This window comes from Aromatoleum tolulyticum (assembly GCF_900156155.1).
Classification (GTDB): domain Bacteria; phylum Pseudomonadota; class Gammaproteobacteria; order Burkholderiales; family Rhodocyclaceae; genus Aromatoleum; species Aromatoleum tolulyticum.
On sequence record NZ_FTMD01000010.1, the window covers coordinates 127,490 to 150,525 of the forward strand.

The window sequence follows — 23,036 nt, forward strand, 5'->3', positions numbered from 1 at the left end:
CGCATCACGTCAGCCCCGCCGCACTCAATTCGCGTCTGAAGCGCTGGTGCAGCTGTTCGTCCCTGAAACCGTAGGATTCGAGGACCAGCTTCAGGTCCATCTGCGGGGCCATCGTGCGAAAGGTCTGCAGCATGTGCATCGCCTCGTCATGCCGCCCCAGGCGTTCGAGGGCGGCGATGCACATCACCGCCGTGCCGATGAATGCCTGCCGTGCCATACCGTCGATGCAGACTTCGGCCGCCTGCACGTCCTGGCCGTCCGCATACAGCGCGCGACTGTAAATGAACGGATACCACTTCGGGTACAGCGGATTCAATTCGATGGCCTTCTGCGCCGATTCGACGGCCTGACGGTACCAGCCGGCCGTCGAGGCGGCACGTGAGAACATGATGTGGTTCTCCGCGTCGTTGGAATTGATCTCGATCGCCTTGAGACCCGCCTTGGCGGCCTCTTCGTTGCGCTTCATGAAGGTCAGCACCTGCGCGAGGGCCTGGTAGCCAATCGACAGGTTGGAATTCAGCTCCAGTCCGCGATGGATGCTCGCCAGCGACTCCTCGAACGACGGCCCGCCGCCGGTGAACACCCTCAGCAGGCCGCCCGCCCAACCCAGCAGCACGTGCGCCTCCGCAAAGTTCGGATCGAGCGAGATCGCCTGCCGCAGGAGTTCGGTGGCCTTCGTCTCGCCTTCGGCATTGAGCTTGTGCTTCTCGCTGCGTGCCCGCTGGAAGAGGTCGTAAGCATCCAGGTTCTCTGTCGGTTTATGGCGGGCACGACGCTTTTCCGCCTCCTGCACCTGCGGCAGGACGCGGGTCGCGATAGCGTCGGAAATCTGGTCCTGGATGCTGAACAGGTCGCCTTGCGGCTGGTCGTATCGCTGTGCCCACAACTGGTTGCCGCTCTCCGTGTCGATCAGCTGCGCCTGCACCCGGATGGCGCTCCCCGAGGACTGGACGCTGCCGACCACGGCATACCGGACACCGAGCTGCCGGCGCACCGCAGCGACGTCGAGTTGACGGTCCCGGAACGCCAATGCGGAGTTGTTCGCAATGACGAAGAGTTCGGGGACGCGCGTCAGCGAAAGGTTGAGATCCTCCGTAAGGCCTTCCGCCAGATGCGGACGCGCGCCACCCTCACTGTGATTGACGAACGGGAGTACGGCAATCGACGGGCGCCCGCGTGCCGGGTCAATCGGCGCCTTCGCGGGGGCTCGCAGCACATACGCTGCGATTGCGCCCACGAGCACCACCAGCGCGACCACGATCGCACCGACAGGCGGGCGCAACCAGGTGAGCTGCCGGACCGGCGCCGTCCTCACGTCCTCGGCACCCGGCACCGATCTGTCGTCCGGCGTCACGGGCGCAATGAGCTGATAGCCACCCTTCGGCACCGTGAGCACATAGCGCGGACAATGACTGTCGTCGCCCAGCGCCCGACGCAGCTTGGCGATGGTCTGCGTCAGCGCGTCATACCCCACGACGCGCCCCGCCCAAACCTGTTCCTCGATTTCCTGCCGGCTGACCACCTCGCCGGCCCGCTCGACGAGCAACATGAGCAAGGCCATCGTGCGCGGCTCGACCTGCAGCGGCACCCCCTCACGTTCAATCACATGCTCCGATGGCCGCACGCGGCAATCGGCAACGCGAAATGCCTCCATCGCGCCCCCCTCGGGTTTCACCGCCTCCGTCGGCGGTCAGCCACTTGTCGATTCCATCATAGAGCGCGGGCGAGCCGGCAACAAACCAGCCGGAGCGCCGCGTTCGTCAGGCTCCGGCAGGAAAAAATCATCCAATCATCACGGCCCCGTCAGGTCCGGCAGCGCTCTCCCGGCTAGATGTAAAGCAGGACCGAAGTCCGCTTCGCACCGCGAATGGCGTCGGCCCGACGAACTGGAGGGCGATATCATGACCACATGCGATTCGATCCCGCTGCGTGCGATTCTTGCGGCGTTGGTAACGATCATTCCGGCGACTGCGGTGCCCGAGACAGCCCTGGCCGGCGACGATCCTTTTGTCGAGATGGCACGGCAGACGATGGAGGGGGCTTCCGCACGCGGCATCTGGCGCAATGCGCTGCTCCCGGAGGCAACTGGCGCCGAGCCGTCGCCACGCTCGGCGGACGCGATCATGGCCGAGCACATCGCCCACTACAGCCGTAAGGTTCTCGATCGCGGCGGATGGAGCAATCCTCATGCACCCGCCCGCGGCTACGACTCGGGAAACCCGCTGCTTGCCGTGGAACCGGGGACGGGATCCGTTTCGGGCGGCGAAGCACGAGCGGCAAGCCCCGATCCCGGGGCCGGTGGACACGGTCGACTCTGAGCTTACGCCGTGCCCAGCGCGCGCACCGAGGCGCCCGTCGACGCGCCGAGCCGGCTCAGGATGTCGGGCGACAGGATCAGGCGATCAGCTGCCAAGCTGCCGGGCGCTGCCGTCATGCAGAAGCCTTCGCCCTCGCCGGCCGCGACCCACCAGCGTTGCGCGCCGTCCGCTGGTTCGCCCGCCCCGGCAAGAAATTCGCGGCTGTTCGCAACCCCGTTCAGCGTGCGCGTGTGCGCTTCCAGCACCATCCCGGCGTCGAAGATGTCGACGTGGTTCTCGAAGTGGAAGCCGTCCTGCTCGAGCAACGGCGCGAGGCCCGCGATGTCGGGATGGATGCCGCCGACGGTGGATTGCGCCGATTCGGGCAGCAGGCTCAGGTAGACCGGATGCTTGGGCATCAGCTCGGCGATGAAGGCCTTGCGGCCCTGCGCGACGAGGCGCTCGGCGCCGCGCTGGTCGACCTTGAAGAAGTGCCGCCCGACCGCTTCCCAGAACGGCGAAGTGTCGTCGGGATCGCGCACGCCATGCATCTCGATGATGGTGCGCGGCGCGAACTCCGCCAGCCGCCCGGCGATGAACAGCTGTGCGGCCTTCGTCAGCAAGGCCGCACCTCCCAGCCCGCGCGCGTCACGTCGCACGTACAGGCTGTGCAGTTCGCTGCAACCGGTAAGGTCGTTGCACAGGTACAGCACCTCATGGCAGCGGTAGGACTTCAGGCGCGAGCTGGAATGGACGATCTTGCCGAGGCGATAGTCGTAGAACGGCTGATCCAGACCGATGCTGCACACGAGCTGAACGCAGCCGACGACCTCCCCGCTCGCACAGTCCTCCAGCAGCAGCAGATAGCCGCGCTCGGCGTCGCTCGCCTTGCCGGCGAGGCTGCGCTCGACCCGCTCCAGCGTCGCACGACTGGCCTCGGGCGATTCCGCATGGCGCTCCAGTGCGCCGTCCGCCTCGATCACGAGCGCATGGAAGGCTGCCGCGTCGTCCGCACGCGCGACGCGCACGATGAAGCGGCCGGCGGAAGCGGAAAGGGGAACCTGTTCAGGCAGGGACACAGCACACCTCGTCATCGTCGATCAGTTCGAGCCGGCTCGCGGCATCCGCGGTCGTGGCAAGACGGCCGTCGGGGCGCCGCAGCGCAGGCGCGAGCACGGCGCGGAAGCGGCTCGCCTCGCCGTTCGCAAGAAGGCACTCGGGTTCGCTGCGCCCGATGGATCCATCCACCGCAAGCGGAAGCTTCTGCGCGACGCGGATCGAGCGCGCCAGCCCGCGTTTGACGCAGAAGGTCGGTCCGCCGTCGAACACGTCCACGTAGCGCTCCGCCTCGAAGCCTTCGTCGATCAACAGGCCGTAGGTCGGCATGTAGCCGGCGCGGGTCTGGCCGAGCACGTTCTGCGCGCCCACGGGCAGTAGCGGCACGTAGATCGGATGGTGCGGCATCAGCTCGGCCATGAAGCTGCGGTCCTTGCCCAGCGCCAGCCGCTCCGCCTCGCGGTAGGAGACACCGAAGAACCTGCTCCCGACCGCCGACCAGAACGGCGACTCGCCATCGTCGTCGACCATGCCCGGCAGCGGCGCGATCAGGTCCTCGGCAAAGCGCGCGGGCTGCGTCGCGATGAAGGCCAGCGCGGCCTGCACGAGTGCGCGCTCGACACGGACCCGGCGTCCGTCGCCCGCGACCAGCGGCGGCCGCAGCAGCGTGAAGCCGGAGAGGTCGTGGCTCAGCGTCAGCGCATACATGCGGTGGTTCACGCCCAGCTCGGGCGAGGCGTGGATGATGGTCTCGTTGCGGAAGGAGTAGTCGGCGCCGGGATAACCCGCGGCGGCGACGACCAGCATCGCGCCGACGAGCGCGCCGTCGTCGGTGGCGACGAGCAGGTACTGCTCCTCGCCGGGGAAGTCGATGTCGGCCGCGAACGCGTCCTCGCTCTGCGCAATGAGACGTCCGAGCAGCCTGGGGTCGTTCGGCAGCGAAACGTCGGGCGCACCGGCGCGCGCGGCGGTCTCGGCCAGGGCGTCCAGGTCGGAATGCTGGGCGGGTCGGATCGTCAGCATGAGGGCTCCGTTGGGGGCGTGCCGGCGGCGCGGGAATCCGTTCCCTGGCTGCCGGTGAGCGTGGCGCGCGAGCGGTCTTCGCGCGGCGTGATGCCGAAATGGGCGCGGTAGGCAGTCGCGAAGTGCGAGCCCGACGAGAAGCCGCAGGACAGACCGATCTGCACGATGGACTGCTGCGTGCGCACGATGAGCTGGCGCGCGCGCTCGAGGCGCAGCTCCTGGTAGTAGCGCGAAGGCAGGATGTCGAGGTTCTGCTTGAACAGGCGCTCCAGCTGGCGCCGCGAGATGCCGACGCATTCGGCGATCTCGTCCGAGCCGAGCGGCTCCTCGAGGTTCGCCTCCATCACCAGCAACGCCTCGTTGAGCTTGGGCGGGTGCTGCGAAATGCGGCTCGAGGCCGGCACCGCCTGCTTCTCGTGGCCGGGGCGGATGCGGTCCAGCCCGAGCTGGCGCGCGACGTTGTCCGCGAGCCGGGGCGAGACCTGCTGGGCGATCACGCACAGCATCATGTCGAGCGTCGCCTGGCTGCTCGACGCGGTCAGGCGGTCGGCATCGATCTCGTACAGGCTCGCGCACAGCACCAGCTCGGGGTGGCGCTCGCGGTAGAGCGTCATGTCCTCCCAGTGCACGGCGACGCGGCGATTGTCCAGCAGCCCCGCCGCGGCGAGCCAGCCGGTGCCGCCGCGGTTGCCGCAGAAGGCGGCGCCCACGCGCGCGATGCGCTTCAGTTGCGAGACGATGTCGGCGGCGTTGGTGCCGGGCTGATGGAGGTCGGACGCGACGACGAGGGCATCACAGCGCACCAGCGCCGACAGCGCACCGCCCACCGACAGGCGTCCCCCGCCGGGTAACGCGACCGGGGCACCATCGGCCGAGACGAGATGCACGTCATAGAACCGCTGCCCGCCCAGCCGGTTGGCCTCGACGAAGGGATCGACGATGGCGCCGATCGTACCGAGCGACACCGGCGGCAGCAGCAGCACGGCGACGTCGAGCGACTGCGCGCCGCGCTCGGCATCGACGGGCCTGTCCCAGCGCATCCTCGCCGCGCCCTGGCTGCGCTCGCCCGCCGTCGCGTACGTGCGATTACTTCAGGTTGCCCGACAGGAATTGCTGCAGCCGCTCGCTCTGCGGGCGCACCAGCACTTCCTTGGGATTGCCCTGCTCCTCCACGCGCCCGCGGTGAACAAAGATCACGTGGTTCGAGACTTCGCGCGCGAAGCCCATCTCGTGCGTGACGACGAGCATGGTGCGCCCTTCCTCCGCCAGCGAGCGCATGACCTTCAGCACCTCGCCGACGAGTTCCGGGTCGAGCGCCGAGGTCGGCTCGTCGAACAGCAGCACGGAAGGTTCCATCGCCAGCGCGCGGGCGATCGCGACGCGCTGCTGCTGGCCGCCGGACATGTGCGCCGGATAGGCATCGCGGAATTTCCACACGCCCACGCGCTCGAGGTAGCGCTCGGCGCGCTCCAGCGCCTCAGCCTTGGGGAGGCCCAGCACGTGGATCGGCGCCTCGATGACGTTCTCCAGCACCGTCATGTGGCTCCACAGGTTGAAGTGCTGGAACACCATCGACAGGCGGGTGCGGATCAGCTGCAGTTGTTTCGGGTCGGCGACGACGAGGTCGCCCTTGCGGTTGCGCGTCAGGCCCACTTCCTTGCCGCCGACGACGACGCGGCCGGAGGTGGGGTTTTCGAGGAAATTGATGCAGCGCAGCCAGGTGCTCTTGCCGGAGCCGGACGAACCGATGATGCTGATCACGTCGCCCGAGTTCGCGGATAGCGACACGCCCTTCAGCACCTCGTTGTCGCCGTAGGACTTGTGCAGGTCCTCGACGCGGACCTGCTCGACGTTGGCGTTGTGGTTCATTGCGGTTCCTTGCGTGACGGCGGAGCGCACGTCGTTGAGCGCATCCTGGGGCGCCTCGTGCAGGCCGATGGAGTTGTGCGGGTCACCGACGCTGATCCGGTCGAAAGTCGCGGCGTGGTTCATTATGCTGCCTCCTTGCGCTTCGTGGCCTTGCGTGGTGCGAGATGGGCGAGCCAGCGGCCTTCGGCGTACTTGAACATGCCCACTAGCAGGAAGGTGAGCACCAGGTAGACGAGACCGGCGAAGACGAAGGCCTCGAAGGGTGCGAAATGGCGCGAATACACGTTGCGCGCGGCGCCGGTGATGTCGACCAAAGTCACCGCGCTGGCGATCGCCGAGCCCTGCAGCATCAGGATCACCTCGTTGCTGTACGAAGGCAGCATGCGGCGCAGTGCCGACGGCAGCACGATGCGCTGCAGCGCCTTGAAGCGGCTCATGCCCATCGCCTTGGCGGCCTCGACCTCGCCATGCGGCGTGTTGCGCATCGCGCCGGCGATGATCTCGATCGTGTAAGCGCAGGTGTTGAGGCCGAAGGCGAGCAGCGCGCAGAAGAAGGGTTCGCGGAACAGCAGCCACACGGGGTTGCCCGCCTCCCACGCCGCCTGCATCCACTGCCACTGGCCGGCGCCGTAGTAGATCAGCAGCAGCTGCACGAGCATCGGCGTGCCGCGGAAGAAGTAGGTGTAGGCCGCGACCGGGCCGCTCACCCAGCGGTTCTTCGACACGCGCGCCACGGCGAGCGGCACGGCGCCGGCGAAGCCGCACAGCAGCGCGATGCCGGTGAGCTGCAGCGTCATCAGCAGGCCGCGCCAGAACTCCGGCAGGCTGCCGGTGATGACCTGGAAATCGAACAGTTCCATGATTTTTACGGCCCCGTCAGACGTTGGCTTCGCGGACACCCACGTTGTAGCGGGTGGTCAGCCGGCCGAGGAACCAGCCGGAGACGGCAGTCATCGCCAGATACAGCACGCAGACCGCGAGATAGAAGGTGAAGGGTTGGTGCGTGGAGCGGCCGGCCTGGTCGGCGAGCGAAGTCATGTCGGAGAGGCCGATCATCGACACGATCGCGGTGCTCTTGAGCAGCACGAGCCAGTTGTTGCCGATGCCGGGCAGCGCGTAGCGCAACATCTGCGGGAACATGATGCGCAGGAACACTTGCCAGCTCGTCATGCCGTAGGCGCGCCCCGCCTCGAGCTGGCCGGCGGAAACGGAAAGGAAGGCGCCGCGGAAGGTTTCGGTGAAGTAGGCGCCGAAGATGAAGCCGATCGTCAGCACGCCGGCGACGAAGGGGTTGATCTCGATGAACTCCCACTCGAAGTAGTCGATGACCTCGTTGAGCAGCAACTGGCCACCGTAGAACACCAGCAGCATCATCACCAGATCGGGCACGCCGCGCACGATGGTCGTGTACAGCATGGTCCACAGGCGCAGCGGCAGCAGGTTCGACAGCTTGCACGCCGCCCCCAGCAGGCCGCTCGCGACCGCCAGCACCAGCGACAGCAGCGCCACCTTGAGGGTGACCCACGCGCCGCCGAGCAGGCTGGGGGAGTATTCGATCAGGGCATCCATTACTCAGAGCCCTTGAATAAATCTACTGCGCTGGTCGATTGCTGCGTTGCTCACTCACTCACTCCTCGCCTATCTATTGATATGTCTCGTCGTTCGCTCGATCGCGCCTTGCACTCGACCATGCTCGCGACGATTTCTTCAAGAGCTCGCCCTGACTCCGGGGAAACGGGAAAAGAAAAAGCGCCGCTTGCGGAAGCAATCCGGCGCTTGTCTTCAGGGCAATGATCAGTTGCCGTAGATGTCCATCGGGAAGTACTTCTTGCGGATTTCCTCGTACTTGCCGTTGGCGCGGATGGCCGCGAGGGCCTTGTTGAGCTGCGCGGTCAGCTCCTTGTCCTTCTTGCGCACGGCGATGCCGATGCCCTCGCCGATGACGCCCTTCTCCTCGGCGTTCTTGCCGAACAGGCGGTCGCCGGCGACATCGTAGCCCTGGCCTTCGGGCTTGGTCAGGAAGCCGCCGTAGGCTTCGAGGTAGTCGGCGAAGGCCGCGTCCAGGCGCCCCGACTTCAGGTCGAGGTAGGCTTCATCCTGCTTGGCGTAGCGGACCAGCTCCGGGCCCTTGCCTTCCCAATACTTGGTGGCGAAATTGTCGGACACGGTACCGCGCTGCACGCCGACCTTCTTGCCCTTCAGCGAGGTCGTGTCGGGACGCAGCGGCGAGCCGCTCTTGGCGATCAGCGCCAGCGGCGAGGCGTAGTACTTCTCGGTGAAGTCGACCTTGGCCTTGCGCTCCTCGGTGATCGACATCGAAGCGATGATCGCGTCGAACTTGCGCGCGACGAGCGCCGGGATCATGCCGTCCCATTCCTGCTTCACCCAGGTGCACTTGGCCTTCATCTCGGCGCACAGCGCATTGCCGATATCGACGTCGAAGCCCTGCAACGAGCCGTCGGCAGCGGTGATGTTGAACGGGGGGTAGGCGCCCTCGGACGCCAGGCGGATCTCCTTCCAGTCTTTTGCGAATGCGCCGCCCGCGGTCAGGGCGAGCATGGCGAACAGCAATGCAGTCTTCTTCATCCGGAATTCCTCATGAGTTCTTCACAGCGGTTTCGCGCCCGTGGTTCGGGACGCACGAAAGACCACGACATCATTGGGTAAAAATCAGGAAACGCTGCGCATGGTGGCAAAAAAAGCCCCGCTCCTCAATGAGGGCTCTCCGCGGCTATTGCAGCGCACTAAATCCGCACAGGCAGACACGAAGCCCGCGCAAACCCTCATTGCTACAAGGCTCTCCGGTTGTCAATCGGGTCCATCCGCAATCGGCACGCGTGGTCCGGGCGGGGCAAAGCTGATAGCAAATGTCGCAAAACTGTAATCGCTGATCGCCGCCATACTGCGAAAGCCGCGGAATATCTGGGCTTTGAGCTCAAGGGGCCACAGGCACACGATTTGCTCGCCAGGACCTGCAAGCTGCCAGTAAGCTGTTTCACGTATAACTTTATAAATAACTCCTATAACCAAATCTTCCCGCCCCATTCGACGATGATCGAAATCCTGGAGACACGTGTCGGTGAACTGGTCAGCGGTTCGCCGGTAGCAACCTTTGTCATCGACAGCGAGCACCGCGTCCGCTACTGGAATCGCGCTTGCGAACTGATGCTCGGAATATCGGCCGACGAGATCGTCGGCACCTCGGACCAGTGGCGCCCGTTTTACCTTGAGCGGCGGCCCGTGATGGCCGACCTGGTCGCCTCGGGGTGCATCGAGATGCTCATCCCGACGTACTACCCGAACAAGTATCGGCCGTCGAAGAGCGTTCCGGGCAGCTACGAGGCCGAGGATTTCTTTCCCCACCTCGGGCAGGGCGGGATGTGGCTCCACTTCACGGCGGCACCGATCCGCAACGAGCACGGGTGCGTGATCGGGGCGATCGAGACGCTGCAGGACATCACCGAACGCAAGGAAACCGAGCGCCGCCTGCAGGAATTGCTCGACGAGCAGCGCGTGATCTTCGACAACGCGCACGTCGGCATCGCGTACATACAGGACCGCGTGATCCTGCGCTGCAACCCCCGCATGGCGGAAATCTTCGGCTATGACGGCGCGCAGGACCTCGTCGGCCGGAAGACGGCAATGCTCTACCCTTCGGCACAGGACTGGCGGGAGAACGGCATCCGCCTCTATCACCGGCTTGAAGCCCAGGGCTTCAGCGAGGACGAGGTGCTGCTGCAGCGCCGCGACGGCCATCCGATCTGGTGTTACCGCGTCGGCCGCCCGCTCGACCCGCAGCAGCCGCACGGCGGCTCGATCTGGGTATATTCCGACATCAACGCGCAGAAGCGCCAGCAGCACCAGCTCGAGCTCGCGAGCACCGTGTTCGAGAACAGCGGCGAAGCCCTGATGATGTGCGATGTGGACAACCGCATCATCAGCGTCAACTCCGCGTTCGTGCGCATCACCGGCTACACGCAGGCCGAGGTGATCGGCCAGCCCCCCTCCCTGCTCAAGTCGGGGCGTCACGACGCGGCGTTCTATCGCCGCATGTGGGAAACGCTGCTCACCGAGAACCGCTGGGAAGGCGAGATATGGGATCGCCGCAAGAACGGCGAAATCTATCCGAAGCGCCTGTCGATTTCGGTCGTGCGCGACAAAGCGGGGCGCGTTGCGCATTTCGTCGGCGCCTTCTCCGACGTCACGCGACGCAAGCAGGCCGAAGAGCGGGTCCAGTTCCTCGCGCGCCACGACGCGCTCACGGGGCTGCCGAACCGCACGCTGCTGCGCGAACGCTTCGCGCAGGCCGCCGAGCACGCACGTCACACGGGGCGCTATCTCGCCCTGCTGTTCCTCGACCTCGACCACTTCAAGCGCGTGAACGATTCGCTCGGGCACCCGGTGGGCGACGCGCTGCTGGTCGCCGTCGCCGATCGCCTGCGGCATGCGCTCTACGGCACCGACATGATCAGCCGCCTCGGCGGCGACGAGTTCGTGATCCTGCTCGAGCACGTCCCCTGCCCCGACGACGTCGTGACCGTTGCCCGCAAGATCGAAGCCTGCATGGACGCACCGGTCGAGATCGACGGCCAGGTGCTGAGCGTCGGCGGTTCGATCGGCGTCGCGATCTATCCGGGTGACGGCAGCGATTTCGACACGCTGCTGCAGAAGGCCGATACCGCGATGTACCACTCCAAGGAGTGCGGACGCGGCACCTTCAGCTACTTCGACGAAAAGATGAACGCCAAGGCGGCCGAGCGCCTGGTGTTGCACAACCGTCTGCGGCAGGCGCTCGGGCGCGACGAGTTCAGCCTGGCGTACCAGCCGCAGGTCAACCTGCGCACCGGCCGCATCTTCGGCGCCGAGGCGCTGCTGCGCTGGACGCCGCGCGACGGCGAGCCGGTGGGCCCGAGCCGTTTCATCCCCGTCGCGGAGGAAAGCGGCCTGATCCTGCCGATCGGCGAATGGGTCATCCACGAAGCCTTCCGTCAGGTGCGCCGCTGGCGCGATGCGGGGCTGGCGATGCAGCTCAGCGTCAACGTGTCCGGATTGCAGATCTACCGCTCCGACCTCATGGCAACACTCGCCGCTGCGCAGCGCGACACCGGCGTGCCGCCGCGCATGATCGAGGTCGAACTGACCGAGTCCACCCTGGTGGAAGACGTGCATGCCGCGCACGAGGTGCTCGACGCGCTGAAGCGTGCGGGCTACGGACTCGCGATCGACGATTTCGGCACCGGCTACTCGAGCCTTGCGTACCTGAAGCGCTTCCCGCTGAACAAGCTGAAGATCGACCGCTCCTTTGTGACCGACGTGTGCAGCAACGCGGAGGACCGGGCGATTGCGCGCGCGATCATCCAGATCGCCCGCTCGCTGAATCTGAGAGTGGTTGCAGAAGGGGTCGAGACCGCCGAGCAGGCGGCGCTGCTGCGCCGGCATGGCTGCCATGAGGGCCAGGGTTACCTGTACGGTCGCCCGATGGCGGCGCGTGATCTGGACGGATTGCTCGAGGCACGCGCCGCCGGCAGCTAGCCTCGGTTCGAGCCGGCCCCGTGCGTGCGCGGCGAGCGCATGCCCGCCGCGCTGGTCGGCTACTACTTGCGAGCAATCGTCGCCGTGCGCGAGGTGCCGTTCGACGATGTCGTGCGGATGTGCGTCGCGTTTGCCGGAAGCGCCGTCGCCACGTCGATCGACCAGTTGCCGACGGCATCGGCGGTGCCGGTGCCGACGAAGCCGATGACTGCCCCGCTCACGTTGAGGAACTCGACGGCGATCGTCTGCCCTGCCGCCGGGTTGATCGTGCCCTGTGCCCGCATGCGCCCCTTGCTGGTGATGTACTCGGAACGGGTGATCGAGAGCGTCTCCGCCGCCGCCACCTGCACGGTCACCGTTGCCGGATTGGCCGACGTCGTACCGGCCGCATCGAGCGCGTAATAGGTGAAGGAGTAGGTTCCGCCCGAGGGTGCCGTGAAGGTCACGACGCCGCCATTCACCGTCACGGTCGCGCCGGTCGGCTGGGTCACGTTGGTCGCCGCGACGATGTCGGCCGCGCCGTCCGGGTCGGTGTCGTTGGCGATGACGTTGATCGCGAGCGGCGTATTGGCGACGCCCGACATCGAGTCATTGACTGCGGCAGGCGGATCGTTCACCGGAGTGATCGCGATCGTCGCGGTGCCGGTGTTCGACACCTGGCCGCCAAGCGTCACCGTGTAGGTGAGCAGGTCGGTGCCGTTGGCATTCGGGTTGGGCGTGTAGCCGATCGTGCCGTCGGCATTCACGACCGCCGTGCCGAAGCGCGGCAGCGCGTCCAGCGCGACCGTTCCGCCCGTGGCACCGGTGTCGTTGGCGAGCACGTCGAAGCTCGTTGGCAGGGAGTCCTCGCTCAGCGAGAACGTGTCGTTCACGGCGACCGGAACGCCGACCGGCGCGCCGGCGGCAAAGGCGGTGCGAACCAGGCGATCGTCCGCACCGAAGGCGCTGGACAGCACGCGCACCCTGGACGGCGGCGCAATCAGGTTGGGAAGGCTGGTCAGACCGGCGGCCATATCCTGGCGGACGTTCCCGTAGGCGAGCGTCAGGACGGGGGGGACGAGCCGATCGCTCGATTCCGCACTCACGGTGAGGGTGCCGGTGGCGCGATCGAAGTTCGCCACCGAGATGCTCACCTGGTCGCTCACCGTCTTCGGATGATAGACGGGAACGACGTTGCCCGTGACGTCCCGCGCCGTAAGGTCCTTCACGCACACGGATGACGGGAGCACGGTCGGTGCGATCTGGGCCCAGTACATGCCGGGATTCGTTGCAACCATCTGGGTTTCGGTTGCGGTGGCCGGCGCCTGGAAGGGTGGCAGGATCTCTCCGCTCACCGCATCGACCGTGCCTGCGCACGGGGCGTCGAAGAACGACAATTGCGGCGCGGCGGGCACCGGCCGCGGCTGCGCCGGCAACCGGCCCGACGAGGTGCCGGCAGCGGTCGCGAACACGTCGAGCTTGATCGCCGTGGCATCGCGCTCGTAGCTCGCCCGATCGACCTCGACGCGGCCCGGCAGGGTGCCGGTGAACACGCGGCCCATCAGCGAGAAATCCGTCGTTTCGAGGTAATCGACGTGCGCGCCGCTGACCGGATCGACGCCGAGCCCGGACCCGGCCGGCCCCTCGATACGGAAGACGTTATGGTTGCGCAACTGCCCGACCGAATCCGTGAAGGGCGGCAAGGTGCTGCCGGTCACCGGCCCGACGCGCGCCGGATCGGCAATGTACAGCTTGCCCGGCACCGGCCCCGCGACCGGCGGCAGCTCGGGACCTCCAGGCGCGTCCGCCGGCAGCAGGAAGGGGCCGACCGAGCCTTGTGTCGCACAGTCGAACTGTCCGGGGGGGCAATTGATGCCGACGTCGTCGGTAAAGAAGATCTTGTCGCCGGCCTGCGCCTGGATCGTCTTCTCGCCGTAGGGATGGATGAAGCGATACGCCCCCGTCACCGGCACGGGGTTGAGCACCAGGCGTACGCGCGCGAAGGTGATCTGACCGCCGGGCACGACGTCCGCGGCGAATGCGCCCTCCAGTGCTGCCGTCAGCAGCGCACGGCCGCCGCTCGCCGGGGTAACGCCCGCACCTGCCGCGAACCAGAAATGCTCGTCGAAATAGGAGGTCGGGAAGACTTCCGGAACCACGGGCACGTCGCCGGGGAGCAGCAGGCACCAGCCGCCCTCGACCTCGGCAAGATTCAAGGGATTGCAGAATTCGAGGGCGAGGCCCGTGGTGTCCTGGTACCAGGCAGGGTAGCCGCCGATTGCGGGGGAGTTGTCCGGCGGACCGACGCGTTCGAGGACGGCTTGACTCGGTCCGGATGTCAGCGCAAGGGCCAGGAGCCCTGCGGCAGTCGCATTGCGTTTGAACTTGTTCATTTCGTGCTCCTGTCGATGCGCGGGAGACCTCGCCGGACTGGCGGGTGAGCTCCCGTGCGCGAGCACGTCTCCGCATCAACCGTACCAATATGTTATCTATCTGTTTTTTATATATTTTTCAGCATTTAACGCACATCGCATACGGGTTTCATGGTATGTAATATGGGCATTTTTCCCCGCCCTTTCCCCACCGCATTCCCCGCGTCTGGTGGGGAATGAATGTCACCCACCACCGCCCCCCGGTACAGCTATCCGGGGATCGCTCACCTATAGTTGACTTACCCGACACGGCAATTCCACAAATACAACGGGTCATCAGGGAATCACTCATCGGGGAGAGACTCATGACACACAAGACCGCCGCACTGGCGCTGCTCGGCGCAGCGCTGATCCTGGCGCTCCCGTCCGCCGTCGCTGCAGACACCGTCAGCGACAAGTCCTTCGACCGGCAGGCGCAAGCGCTCGACGAAGGGATGAAGCTGAAGGAAGACGCCGGGGTGTTCGGACGCCCCGGACTCAGTGGCGACGAAGGTCCGCGCGCCAGCGCGGTCGGCGACCGCGAGATGGACCGCTACGTGCAGCGCCTCGCAGTGGAGATCCGCCTGCGCAATGCGCTCATGGACCGCGATCCGACCGGCTTCCGTTGATCGCGCCCGGCGCACGACTCCGACCGGCCGTGGCGCCGGGAATTTCCGGCGCGCCGCCCGCCGGCCAGCCGCTGCTACCCCTCGCGCAGGCCTAACGTGCTCGCGAGGGCGTCGATGAACGCCCGGTGTTCGTCGGGTGCTTCCTTGCGCCACTCGCGGACGTAGCCGGCAATTCCGTCGACGCTTCCGGCCGCTTCGAGGTTGAGATAGCGCAATACGACCCAGCGTGCGGCGTCGCGCTCGAAATGCGGCAGTAGCAGATTGGCGACGACCTCGTTATCGTCGCGACGATACGGATCCGCCGCCAGCCCTGCCAGTCGCGTCTTCAGCCATGAAGTCGCGGACACGCCAGGCGGCAGCTGCCGGTGCGGCTCGGCAACGAGACGCTCGGCATAGGAGGCCAGGCTGGGCGCATATGCCTCCCACCCCGGATATGGCGCGTCGGTCCGCCAGCGCACCGCCATGCTGCGCAGCACGTAGAGGCCGGCCGCCTCGCACAGCGCCTCCTCGAACCACTGCGTCGCGCGCCGCGCCGCATCGTGCGCACGCTGGTCATAGTTGGACAGGATGTGGCACAGCTCGTGGCCGAACTGGTACGCGTACTGCGCCCAGCCGCGATTGCGGGCGGACAGATGCACGCGGTATTCACCGTCATGCCCTTTGTCGAACAGCGTCACCGGACTGCCCGCGGCGTAACTGACGACGATGGGGCTCGCCAGTCCGTGCGCTGCGCCTCCGGTGAGTTCGTCCGCGACGGCGTTGAGCAGGGTTTCGACCTCGTCGCGCGCGGCGCTGCCCCAGTCCTCGCCCTCCACGCGAATCGTGAGGCCCGACAGGCCCGCGATGGACGCAGCCCCGTCCCCGGCGCGCGCGTGCGGCACCAAGGCCGCCAGCGCCCACAGGGCGACCAGTGCCTGCACGAACATCCCTCGGAACGCCTGCCTCGTCCTTGCCACCTTCCCCACCCCCGGCGCCGGAAATGCCGGCACCCGATGCTGCCGCACCTTACTCCACGTAGTGGCCGACGCCGATCAGCGAGCCGCCCTCGCGCCGCACGTAGGAGCGCTTCTTCTCGACGCGATTGGTCACCGGGTTGCGCCACACGTAGTCCACGGTGGCCGCGTCGGCCGATTTCAGCTTCTCGATCATCTCGGCGACGATCTTGTGGCCTTCGGCGTCCGCGAGGCCGCTCGCGTCGGTATCGGACAATGCAGGATTCATGCCCATTGCCTCGAACTTGCCGCTGTCGAGGTTCACCATGAACACGTAGAGGTCGTCCTTCACGAAACTGCCGCGGCGATCGTTGAACGCCGCGGCGGCCTTGGCATGGCCTTCGCCACGCGCGAGCGCGACGGCGCGGTCGAGCATCGCGCGGGCGTCGTCGGCGCTCGCGCGCGGTGCCGAGTAGCCGACGCCCAGCACGTAGCCGCCGATCTTGCGCACGTAGCTCACCTTGGGCTCGACCTTGTTGGTCACGCGGTTGAGCCACATGTAGCGCACCGTCGCCTCGGGCGTGACGCGCGTGCTGTCGATCATCTCGCGGAACAGCGGGTTGCCCGCCGCGTCCGTCGTGTTCAGCACGGTCAGGCCGACGAGCGCCTCGGGTGCCGCACCGCTCGCGTGGTAGACGCCCTTGTCGTCGATCACGAACACGTACAGGTCCTTGCGCACGAACTGGCCGCTACGGTCGTTGAAGGCGGCGAAGGCGCGGTCGGGCCCGTTCGCTTCCATGTACTTGACCGCCTGTTCGAACAGCGTGCGGGCTTCGCGCGGGGTGCTGCGATCCACGGCCGTGGCGGACTGCGTGGCGAGGGCAAGCAGGGTCGCGGCAGCGAGCGACTTCAGGGGGAGACGTTTCACGTGCGGATCCTCTCAGGCGAGATGCGGAAAATCGAAAATTGGAGCTTTGGCGAGATGGCCGGCTGAACCCGCCCGGGCGCCATGCGGCAGGCCCAGGCAGGCTCAGCCGGCCACCCCGGCGAACCGGGGCGACGGGCGCGGCTGGACTCCAGCCGCTTTTCCCTCGAATCAGAGGTTGCGAAGAAATCGTAGCGAGCGGCCCGAGTTCGTTCCGAGAAGCGCAGCCGTACGAGTGGTACGGGGAGCATCACAGGGACGAAATCGGGTCGCGCAGTAGATTTATTCGCGGCCTCTCAGGATTTATGCAGCTTGAACACCCACACCGAACCGCCCTGCTCGAGGAAGTTCACGCGCTTGGCGACATCCCCGCCCCACAGCGGCACCGCGCCGCCCCAACCCGACACCACGGCGATGTACTGCTCGCCCTTGTCTTCCCAGGTGATCGGGGGAGCGATGATCCCGGAGCCGGTCTGGAACTTCCAGACTTCCTTGCCGGAGGTCGCGTCGATCGCCTTCAGGTAGCCTTCGGGGGTGCCGTAGAAGACCAGGTTGCCGCCGGTCGCGAGGACGCCGCCCCACAGCGGAGCATTGTTCTTCACTTCCCACACGATCTTGCCGCTGACCGGATCGACCGCGCGCAGGGCGCCGATGTAATCCTCGTTGAGCGGCTTGATCGTGAAGCCCGCGCCGAGGTAGGCCGCGCCGCGCTTGTACGACACCGGCTCGTTCCAGATGTCCATCGCCCACTCGTTGGCCGGCACGTAGAAGTAGCCGGTCTTCGGGCTGAAGGCCATCGGCATCTGGTTCTTGCCGCCGAGGAAGGACGGGGCGTTCAGCACCACCTCGCCCTTCTTGCCGTCGCCGCCGCCTTCGGTGAAGGGATTGCCCGGGCGCTTGGCGTCGTTGTAGAGCGGACGGCCGGTGTTCAGGTCGATGCCCTTGGCCCAGTCGATCTGCTTCACGAACGGGAAGGCGTTGATCAGCTTGCCGTTGGTGCGGTCATTGACGAAGAAGAAGCCGTTGCGGTCCGCCTTGCCGCCCGCCTTGACCATCTTGCCGGTCTTCGGATCCTTGTAATCGAAGGACACGAATTCGTTCACGCCGTCGTAGTCCCAGCCGTCGTGCGGCGTGGTCTGGTAGTGCCACACGATCTTGCCGGTATCGGGATCGATCGCGACGGTCGAGGACGAGTACAGGTTGTCGCCCGGACGCAGCCAGCTGTTCCACGGCGCCGGGTTGCCGGTGCCGATGAAGATCAGGTTGACGTCCGGATCGTAGTAGGCCGACAGCCACGGTGCCGCGCCGCCGGTCTTCCACAGGTCGCCCGGCCAGGTGGCGTTGGTCGTGCCGCTGATGCCGTTCTCGACCTGGTTGCCGTCCTTGTCGTACTTGAAGCCCATGTGGCCTTCGACCACCGGACGCGTCCAGATCAGCTTGCCGGTCTTCGGATCGCGCGCATCCACGCGCCCGACGATGCCGAACTCGCCGCCGGAGTTGCCGGTGATGAGCATGCCCTTGACGATCTGGGGCGCGGCGGTGAAGGAATAGCCCGCCTTGTAGTCCTCGATCTTCTCCTTCCACACGACCTTGCCGGTGTCCTTGTCCAGCGCGACGAGCTGCGCGTCGAGGGTGCCGAAGATCACGAGGTTGCCGTAGATCGCTGCACCGCGGTTGATCACGTCACAGCACGGCATGATGCCGTCGGGCAGGCGGTGCTCGTACTTCCACAGCTTCTCGCCGGTCTTCACGTCGAGCGCGAAGATGCGGCTGTAGGAGGCGGTCACGTACATCTTGCCGTCGAACACGATCGGCTGCGACTGCTGGCCGCGCTGCTTTTCGCCGCCGAACGAGAACGACCACACCGGCACGAGGTTCTTGACCGTCTGCGGATTGACCTTCGCCAACGGGCTGAAACGCTGGCCCTTGGTGCCGAGGCCGTGGGTAACGACCTGCGAGGTATTGCCGGTGCCGTCCGCGAGGATGTCCGCGTCGGTCACCTCCTTGGCCTGCACGCTCCCCATGCCTGCGAGGGACAGCGCGAGGACGGACACCGCGACGGACCACCCTGCGCGTTTCCGGATCTGCTCCATTTGAATCCTCCTTTTCGAATCTCGTCGTATTGTTGGAAACCGCCTCCCTGACCGGGCGACCGGATTCGGCTACAGGATTCGCAAAGGGCGTGCCACCGGGCCACTGCCGCCGAAAATCCTCTCCGGTTCCTGAAACATGGCCCAAGCAACGAGTTTTTCAAGGCGATATCGGGACATCTAGCGATTTTCATTGCTCTGATTGACAGCACCTGTTCCGTTTTGGAGCAATTCCACCTCGCGGCCTGCACAGATGCGCTGCTCCGCCGCGTGGCACACCCCTTGCTCGAATCGGTGCACAAACAAGGAGGGCGGCATCGACCGCCCCCGCGGAGGAGACCCGATGCGCAGTTCGACCCTGATCGTGCTGGCGATGTTTTGGCTGTGCCCCGTCACGGAGGCGCCGGCCGCCCCCCCTGCTGCCGCAGCGACCAGTGCGGATCCGCTCGAGTCTGCGCGCTGGGGCGACATGGTGAAGACCTTCTTCCCCGACGCCCGGGTGGTGTTCGATGCGCGCGTAAAGGTCGTGGCGCCACTGATCGCCGAAGATTCGCTCAACGTCCCGGTCTCCGTCGATGCGACCGAACTGCCCGGCGTCGAGGAGGTGCTCGTCTTCGCCGACTTCAATCCCATCCTCCCGGTGCTGCGCTTCCAGCCGAAGAAGGCGCGCCCCGCCCTCGCCTTCCGCCTCAAGCTGCAGCAGTCCTCGCCGGTGCGCGCGGCCGCCCGCACCGCCGACGGCGTGTGGCACGTGGGCGGCGCGTGGATCACGGCGACGGGCGGCGGGTGCACGGCGCCGTCCACCGGCTCGGGCTCGCCCGAGTGGCAGGAGCGCCTGAACCAGGTCAGCGGCAGGATCTTCCCGCGCACCGATGGCGGCGAACGCCTGCGCATGCGCGTGATCCACCCGATGGACACCGGCCTCGCCCCCGGCATCCCGGTGTTCCATATCGAGGAACTGAGCCTCGCCGACGAATCCGGCGCGGAACTGATGCGCATTCGCGCCTACGAACCGGTTTCCGAGAACCCGCTGTTCACCATCGACCTGCCCGCCGACGCTGCGGCTGGATCGCGCATCCATGCACGCGGCCGCGACAACAACGGCAACCGCATCGACGCATGGGTGACGCAATGAGGACGCCCGCCCTGCCGCGCGTGCTGCTGCTCCTCGGCCTTGCCCTGACGCCCGCGCTGACGGCAACCGCCGCGGCCCCCGCCGTCCCCGACGCCGCCCGCTTCGACTACCGCCTGGAGCCGCGTGAAATCGCCCCCGGGGTGCACGTCTTCGTCGGCCTGCGCGAGGACTTCACGCCCGCCAACGGCGGCAACATCGTCAATACCGGCTTCCTCGTCGGCACGGACGGCGTCGTCGTCATCGACACCGGCCCTTCGCGCCGCTACGGCGAGCAGATGCTCGCGGCGATCCGACGCGTGACGCCGCTGCCGGTGGTGCTCACGATCAACACCCACCACCATCCGGACCACTTCCTCGGCAACCAGGCCTTCCCTGCCGCCACCCTTGCGGCGCTGCCCGAGACCCTGCGCGGCATCCAGAAGGACGGCGAGGCCTTCAACGAGAACCTCTACCGCATGTCGGGCGACTGGATGAAGGGCACCGAGCGGGTGACGCCCGTCCAGGCGCTCGCGCCGGGACGACGCAACATCGGCGGGCGCGACCTCGAGATCGTCGCGCTCGACGGCCACACCCCGGCCGACGTCGTCGTGATCGACCATGCGACCGGCACCGTCTTCGCGGGCGACCTGCTCTTCCACGACCGCGCCGCGACGACGCCCCACGCCAACCTCGCGCACTGGCTCGCCGCATTGAAACGCCTCGAGGCGCTCCCCGCAAAGCTGTGGGTGCCCGGCCACGGCGACCCTTCAGCCGACGACACGCCGATCCGCCAGACGCGCGGCTACCTCGAATGGCTCGCGGCCACGATGCGCGACGGCGCCGAGTCCGGCCTCGACATGACCGAGATGCTCGCCCATACCATCCCGCCGCAGTTCCGCGGCCTCGCCGAGGTCGAGCGCGAATACCGCCGCTCGGTCGTGCACCTCTATCCGGCCGCGGAACAGGCCGTACTGGAGAAAGCCCATGCGCGCTAGATCGACCACCCTCGGCACCCGCGTCGGCCTCGTGCTCGGCGCCACGCTTGCGCTGCTCCTGCTCGTCGGCGCCGGCTGGTGGGTGCGCGAAACACGCAAGTCGATCCACGAAGAAGTGCTCGCCGCGAGCCACGTCGCGCAGCAATGGGTCGCCGTGCTCGTCTCCGAAACCCTGCGCGACCGCGCCGACGGCCCCGAACGCCTGATGGCGCACCTGCGCGCCGTCGGGCGGCTGCGCGCGAACCAGCTGGAAGTGCATGCGCCCGACGGCGCCCGCCTCTACGTGTCGCCCGAATCGACCTACAAGCCCGGCCGCTTCGCCCCCGACTGGTTCGCCGAACGCATGACGCCCGCGCTGCCGGTGCGCCACTTCGACGCCGGCGACCGCCAGATCGTGCTGCGCCCCGACGCCTCGCGTGCCGTGCTCGACGCCTGGGACGACCTCACCGCCGGCCTCGGCTCGGCCTTCGCGCTCCTGCTGGTCGTCGCCCTCGCCGCGCGCTTCGCGCTGCACCGCGCACTTGCGCCGCTCGCGCAGATCGACGCTGCCCTCGCGCGCGGCGCCGACGGCCGCTTCGACGTGCGCCTGCCCGGCTACCGCGTCGCCGAGCTCGACCGCCTCGCCGCGAGCTACAACCGCCTCGCCGACACGCTCGACGACACCCGCGCGCACAACCTGCGCCTGGAAGAGGACCAGGCCTTCGCACGCGCCGTGCAGGCGCGTCTTGAAGAGGAGCGGCGCGTGATCGCGCGCGAGTTGCACGACGAACTGGGCCAGGCCATCACCGCGGTGCGCGCCATCTCAGGCGCCATCCTGCAGCGCAGTGACGACCATCCGCAGCTCCACGGCAGCGCCCAGGCCATCCTCGCGATGACCGGCCAGATGCAGGACGGCGTGCGCACGATCCTGCAGCGCCTGCGCCCCGCCGGCGCCGACACCGGCCAGCTCGACCGCGCCGTCGCCGACTACTGCCGCCTGTGGTCCGGCCACCATCCCGACATCCGGGTCGACTGCCGCACCGCCCCCGCCAGTGCGCCGACCGGCGAAGCACTGGGCCTCACGGTACTGCGCCTGCTGCAGGAAAGCCTGACCAACGTCGCGCGCCACTCCGGCGCCACGCACGTCGAAGTGCAGCTCGATTTCCAGCCCGGCGCCGTCGCGCTCGAAGTGCGCGACAACGGCCGCGGCCTGCCGCCCGACCCGCGCCCGGGGCGCTACGGCCTCACCGGCATGCGCGAGCGCGTCGCCGAGCTGCACGGCGAACTCGCATTCGACACCTCACCCGGCGGCGGCCTGCGCATCAGCGCCCGCCTGCCGCATCCCATCCCCAACGAGATTCCCACCGAGGAAAGCTTCCATGGCCAGCATTCTTGAAAACCTCCGCCTCGTCCTCGCCGACGACCACGCCATCGTCCGCATGGGCTTCCGCATGCTGCTCGAGGGCGCCGGCGCCACCATCGTTGCCGAGGCCGACAGCGGCGAGGCGGCGATCGCCGCATTCGGCGAGCATCAGCCCGACGCCCTGGTGATGGACGTGACCATGCCCGGGCTGGGCGGCCTGTGCGCGCTGGACCGCCTGCGCGCGCACCACCCCGGCGCCCGCGTGCTGATGCTGTCGGCGCACGAGGACTCGCAGATCCCGATGCGCGCACTGCGCTCCGGGGCCACCGGCTACCTCTCGAAGCGCGCCCAGCCGCAGGAGTTGGTCCGCGCCGTCGCCCAGGTCGCACGCGGCCAGCGCTACGTCGACCCCGAGCTCGCGCCGCAGCTCGCGCTCGCCCAGTTCGGCGGCAGCAACGACCCCGCCGACGCGCTCACCGACAAGGAATTCGCCGTCTTCCTCGAACTCGCGAAAGGCAATTCCGTGACGCAGGTCGCCGACACCCACAAGCTCAGCCCCAGCACCGTCGGCACCCACCTCTACCACATCAAGCAGAAGCTCAACGCCGCCAATGCCGCCGAGCTGGCGCTGATTGCCGTGCGCTCCGGCCTGATCGAGGCCTGAGCGGGAAACGCCCGCGGCGTGCGACCACATCCCGCGCAATTCCCGCACGGAGGTTTCGCACCACGGCTGGCACTTCGACTATTTGCACCTATCATTCAGTCAGAGTAACGCTCAGGTATGTCATAGACGCACACAAGGCCTGCGGCGCCAGAGGGTCGACGCCGCGACGGACGCGCTT

At 67.2% G+C, this 23,036-nt stretch carries 19 protein-coding genes; 7 read left to right on the forward strand and 12 right to left on the reverse strand.

Annotated elements, in window-relative coordinates:
- Positions 1-4: 4 nt before the first annotated feature.
- Positions 5-1,606, reverse strand: a complete 1,602-nt coding sequence (locus tag BW991_RS15710; protein WP_170879120.1) for a winged helix-turn-helix domain-containing tetratricopeptide repeat protein — start codon at positions 1,604-1,606, stop codon at positions 5-7.
- Positions 1,607-1,901: 295 nt separating this feature from the next.
- Here BW991_RS15710 and BW991_RS15715 point away from each other — a divergent pair, with 295 nt between their 5' ends.
- Positions 1,902-2,318 carry a hypothetical protein gene (locus BW991_RS15715; RefSeq protein WP_076603057.1) on the forward strand — a complete coding sequence of 139 codons (417 nt, stop codon included), beginning with the start codon at positions 1,902-1,904 and terminating at the stop codon, positions 2,316-2,318.
- 2 nt (positions 2,319-2,320) lie between these two features.
- On the opposite strand, the gene BW991_RS15720 is transcribed toward BW991_RS15715, so the two are convergent.
- From BW991_RS15720 to BW991_RS15750, 7 genes are all read right to left on the reverse strand, one after another.
- Positions 2,321-3,376, reverse strand: a complete 1,056-nt coding sequence (locus BW991_RS15720) for an arginine N-succinyltransferase (RefSeq protein ID WP_244551720.1) — start codon at positions 3,374-3,376, stop codon at positions 2,321-2,323.
- The gene (locus BW991_RS15725) at positions 3,363-4,376 is read right to left on the reverse strand and encodes an arginine N-succinyltransferase (RefSeq protein WP_076603059.1); all 1,014 of its coding nucleotides are present in this window, start codon (positions 4,374-4,376) and stop codon (positions 3,363-3,365) included. Before BW991_RS15725 ends, BW991_RS15720 begins: the two co-directional genes overlap by 14 nt.
- Positions 4,370-5,416 (reverse strand): GlxA family transcriptional regulator, encoded by a 1,047-nt coding sequence (locus tag BW991_RS15730; RefSeq protein ID WP_076603060.1) that lies wholly within the window; start codon positions 5,414-5,416, stop codon positions 4,370-4,372. Before BW991_RS15730 ends, BW991_RS15725 begins: the two co-directional genes overlap by 7 nt.
- 46 nt (positions 5,417-5,462) lie before the next feature.
- Positions 5,463-6,245: an ABC transporter ATP-binding protein gene (locus BW991_RS15735; protein WP_076603139.1), complete on the reverse strand. Its 783-nt coding sequence runs from the start codon at positions 6,243-6,245 to the stop codon at positions 5,463-5,465.
- Positions 6,246-6,367: 122 nt separating this feature from the next.
- Positions 6,368-7,105 (reverse strand): ABC transporter permease, encoded by a 738-nt coding sequence (locus BW991_RS15740; RefSeq protein ID WP_076603061.1) that lies wholly within the window; start codon positions 7,103-7,105, stop codon positions 6,368-6,370.
- Positions 7,106-7,121: 16 nt separating this feature from the next.
- The gene (locus BW991_RS15745) at positions 7,122-7,814 is read right to left on the reverse strand and encodes an ABC transporter permease (protein ID WP_076603062.1); all 693 of its coding nucleotides are present in this window, start codon (positions 7,812-7,814) and stop codon (positions 7,122-7,124) included.
- A 225-nt stretch (positions 7,815-8,039) separates the two neighbouring features.
- The gene (locus BW991_RS15750; protein ID WP_076603063.1) at positions 8,040-8,831 is read right to left on the reverse strand and encodes an ABC transporter substrate-binding protein; all 792 of its coding nucleotides are present in this window, start codon (positions 8,829-8,831) and stop codon (positions 8,040-8,042) included.
- A 465-nt stretch (positions 8,832-9,296) separates the two neighbouring features.
- Here BW991_RS15750 and BW991_RS15755 point away from each other — a divergent pair, with 465 nt between their 5' ends.
- Positions 9,297-11,777 carry a sensor domain-containing protein gene (locus BW991_RS15755; RefSeq protein WP_076603064.1) on the forward strand — a complete coding sequence of 827 codons (2,481 nt, stop codon included), beginning with the start codon at positions 9,297-9,299 and terminating at the stop codon, positions 11,775-11,777.
- Positions 11,778-11,839: 62 nt separating this feature from the next.
- On the opposite strand, the gene BW991_RS15760 is transcribed toward BW991_RS15755, so the two are convergent.
- Positions 11,840-14,149, reverse strand: a complete 2,310-nt coding sequence (locus BW991_RS15760) for a cadherin-like domain-containing protein (RefSeq protein WP_076603065.1) — start codon at positions 14,147-14,149, stop codon at positions 11,840-11,842.
- Between the two features lie 344 nt (positions 14,150-14,493).
- On the opposite strand from BW991_RS15760, the gene BW991_RS15765 reads away from it, so the two are divergent.
- Positions 14,494-14,796, forward strand: a complete 303-nt coding sequence (locus BW991_RS15765; protein WP_076603066.1) for a hypothetical protein — start codon at positions 14,494-14,496, stop codon at positions 14,794-14,796.
- Between the two features lie 74 nt (positions 14,797-14,870).
- On the opposite strand, the gene BW991_RS15770 is transcribed toward BW991_RS15765, so the two are convergent.
- The 3 genes from BW991_RS15770 to BW991_RS15780 all read right to left on the reverse strand — a co-directional run bounded on the left by BW991_RS15770 (position 14,871) and on the right by BW991_RS15780 (position 18,746).
- Positions 14,871-15,722 (reverse strand): hypothetical protein, encoded by an 852-nt coding sequence (locus BW991_RS15770; protein WP_076603067.1) that lies wholly within the window; start codon positions 15,720-15,722, stop codon positions 14,871-14,873.
- 79 nt (positions 15,723-15,801) lie between these two features.
- A complete protein-coding gene (locus BW991_RS15775; protein ID WP_076603068.1) occupies positions 15,802-16,656 on the reverse strand; it encodes a cache domain-containing protein in 855 nt (284 codons plus the stop codon).
- A gap of 293 nt (positions 16,657-16,949) precedes the next feature.
- Complete coding sequence (locus tag BW991_RS15780; RefSeq protein ID WP_076603069.1) at positions 16,950-18,746, reverse strand: methanol/ethanol family PQQ-dependent dehydrogenase; 1,797 nt, start codon at positions 18,744-18,746, stop codon at positions 16,950-16,952.
- Between the two features lie 340 nt (positions 18,747-19,086).
- On the opposite strand from BW991_RS15780, the gene BW991_RS15785 reads away from it, so the two are divergent.
- The 4 genes from BW991_RS15785 to BW991_RS15800 are packed head-to-tail and all read left to right on the forward strand — an operon-like array spanning position 19,087 to position 22,858.
- A complete protein-coding gene (locus tag BW991_RS15785) occupies positions 19,087-19,878 on the forward strand; it encodes a quinoprotein dehydrogenase-associated SoxYZ-like carrier (protein ID WP_084205111.1) in 792 nt (263 codons plus the stop codon).
- Positions 19,875-20,852 carry a quinoprotein relay system zinc metallohydrolase 1 gene (locus tag BW991_RS15790; RefSeq protein WP_084205112.1) on the forward strand — a complete coding sequence of 326 codons (978 nt, stop codon included), beginning with the start codon at positions 19,875-19,877 and terminating at the stop codon, positions 20,850-20,852. Before BW991_RS15785 ends, BW991_RS15790 begins: the two co-directional genes overlap by 4 nt.
- A complete protein-coding gene (locus tag BW991_RS15795) occupies positions 20,842-22,227 on the forward strand; it encodes a HAMP domain-containing sensor histidine kinase (protein WP_076603071.1) in 1,386 nt (461 codons plus the stop codon). The genes BW991_RS15790 and BW991_RS15795 overlap by 11 nt, the downstream gene beginning before the upstream one ends.
- Positions 22,211-22,858, forward strand: coding sequence for a response regulator (locus BW991_RS15800; protein ID WP_076603072.1), 648 nt, complete (start codon positions 22,211-22,213; stop codon positions 22,856-22,858). The genes BW991_RS15795 and BW991_RS15800 overlap by 17 nt, the downstream gene beginning before the upstream one ends.
- Positions 22,859-23,036: the final 178 nt, after the last annotated feature.

What these genes read in the sequence shown, in the direction of transcription:
- BW991_RS15715 (WP_076603057.1), top strand. Translation starts at nt 1,902, where the DNA reads ATGACCACATGCGATTCGATCCCGCTGCGTGCGATTCTTGCGGCGTTG.
- BW991_RS15725 (WP_076603059.1), bottom strand. Translation starts at nt 4,376, where the DNA reads ATGCTGACGATCCGACCCGCCCAGCATTCCGACCTGGACGCCCTGGCC.
- BW991_RS15730 (WP_076603060.1), bottom strand. Translation starts at nt 5,416, where the DNA reads ATGCGCTGGGACAGGCCCGTCGATGCCGAGCGCGGCGCGCAGTCGCTC.
- BW991_RS15735 (WP_076603139.1), bottom strand. Translation starts at nt 6,245, where the DNA reads ATGAACCACAACGCCAACGTCGAGCAGGTCCGCGTCGAGGACCTGCAC.
- BW991_RS15740 (WP_076603061.1), bottom strand. Translation starts at nt 7,105, where the DNA reads ATGGAACTGTTCGATTTCCAGGTCATCACCGGCAGCCTGCCGGAGTTC.
- BW991_RS15745 (WP_076603062.1), bottom strand. Translation starts at nt 7,814, where the DNA reads ATGGATGCCCTGATCGAATACTCCCCCAGCCTGCTCGGCGGCGCGTGG.
- BW991_RS15750 (WP_076603063.1), bottom strand. Translation starts at nt 8,831, where the DNA reads ATGAAGAAGACTGCATTGCTGTTCGCCATGCTCGCCCTGACCGCGGGC.
- BW991_RS15755 (WP_076603064.1), top strand. Translation starts at nt 9,297, where the DNA reads ATGATCGAAATCCTGGAGACACGTGTCGGTGAACTGGTCAGCGGTTCG.
- BW991_RS15760 (WP_076603065.1), bottom strand. Translation starts at nt 14,149, where the DNA reads ATGAACAAGTTCAAACGCAATGCGACTGCCGCAGGGCTCCTGGCCCTT.
- BW991_RS15765 (WP_076603066.1), top strand. Translation starts at nt 14,494, where the DNA reads ATGACACACAAGACCGCCGCACTGGCGCTGCTCGGCGCAGCGCTGATC.
- BW991_RS15770 (WP_076603067.1), bottom strand. Translation starts at nt 15,722, where the DNA reads ATGTTCGTGCAGGCACTGGTCGCCCTGTGGGCGCTGGCGGCCTTGGTG.
- BW991_RS15780 (WP_076603069.1), bottom strand. Translation starts at nt 18,746, where the DNA reads ATGGAGCAGATCCGGAAACGCGCAGGGTGGTCCGTCGCGGTGTCCGTC.
- BW991_RS15785 (WP_084205111.1), top strand. Translation starts at nt 19,087, where the DNA reads ATGCGCAGTTCGACCCTGATCGTGCTGGCGATGTTTTGGCTGTGCCCC.
- BW991_RS15790 (WP_084205112.1), top strand. Translation starts at nt 19,875, where the DNA reads ATGAGGACGCCCGCCCTGCCGCGCGTGCTGCTGCTCCTCGGCCTTGCC.
- BW991_RS15795 (WP_076603071.1), top strand. Translation starts at nt 20,842, where the DNA reads ATGCGCGCTAGATCGACCACCCTCGGCACCCGCGTCGGCCTCGTGCTC.
- BW991_RS15800 (WP_076603072.1), top strand. Translation starts at nt 22,211, where the DNA reads ATGGCCAGCATTCTTGAAAACCTCCGCCTCGTCCTCGCCGACGACCAC.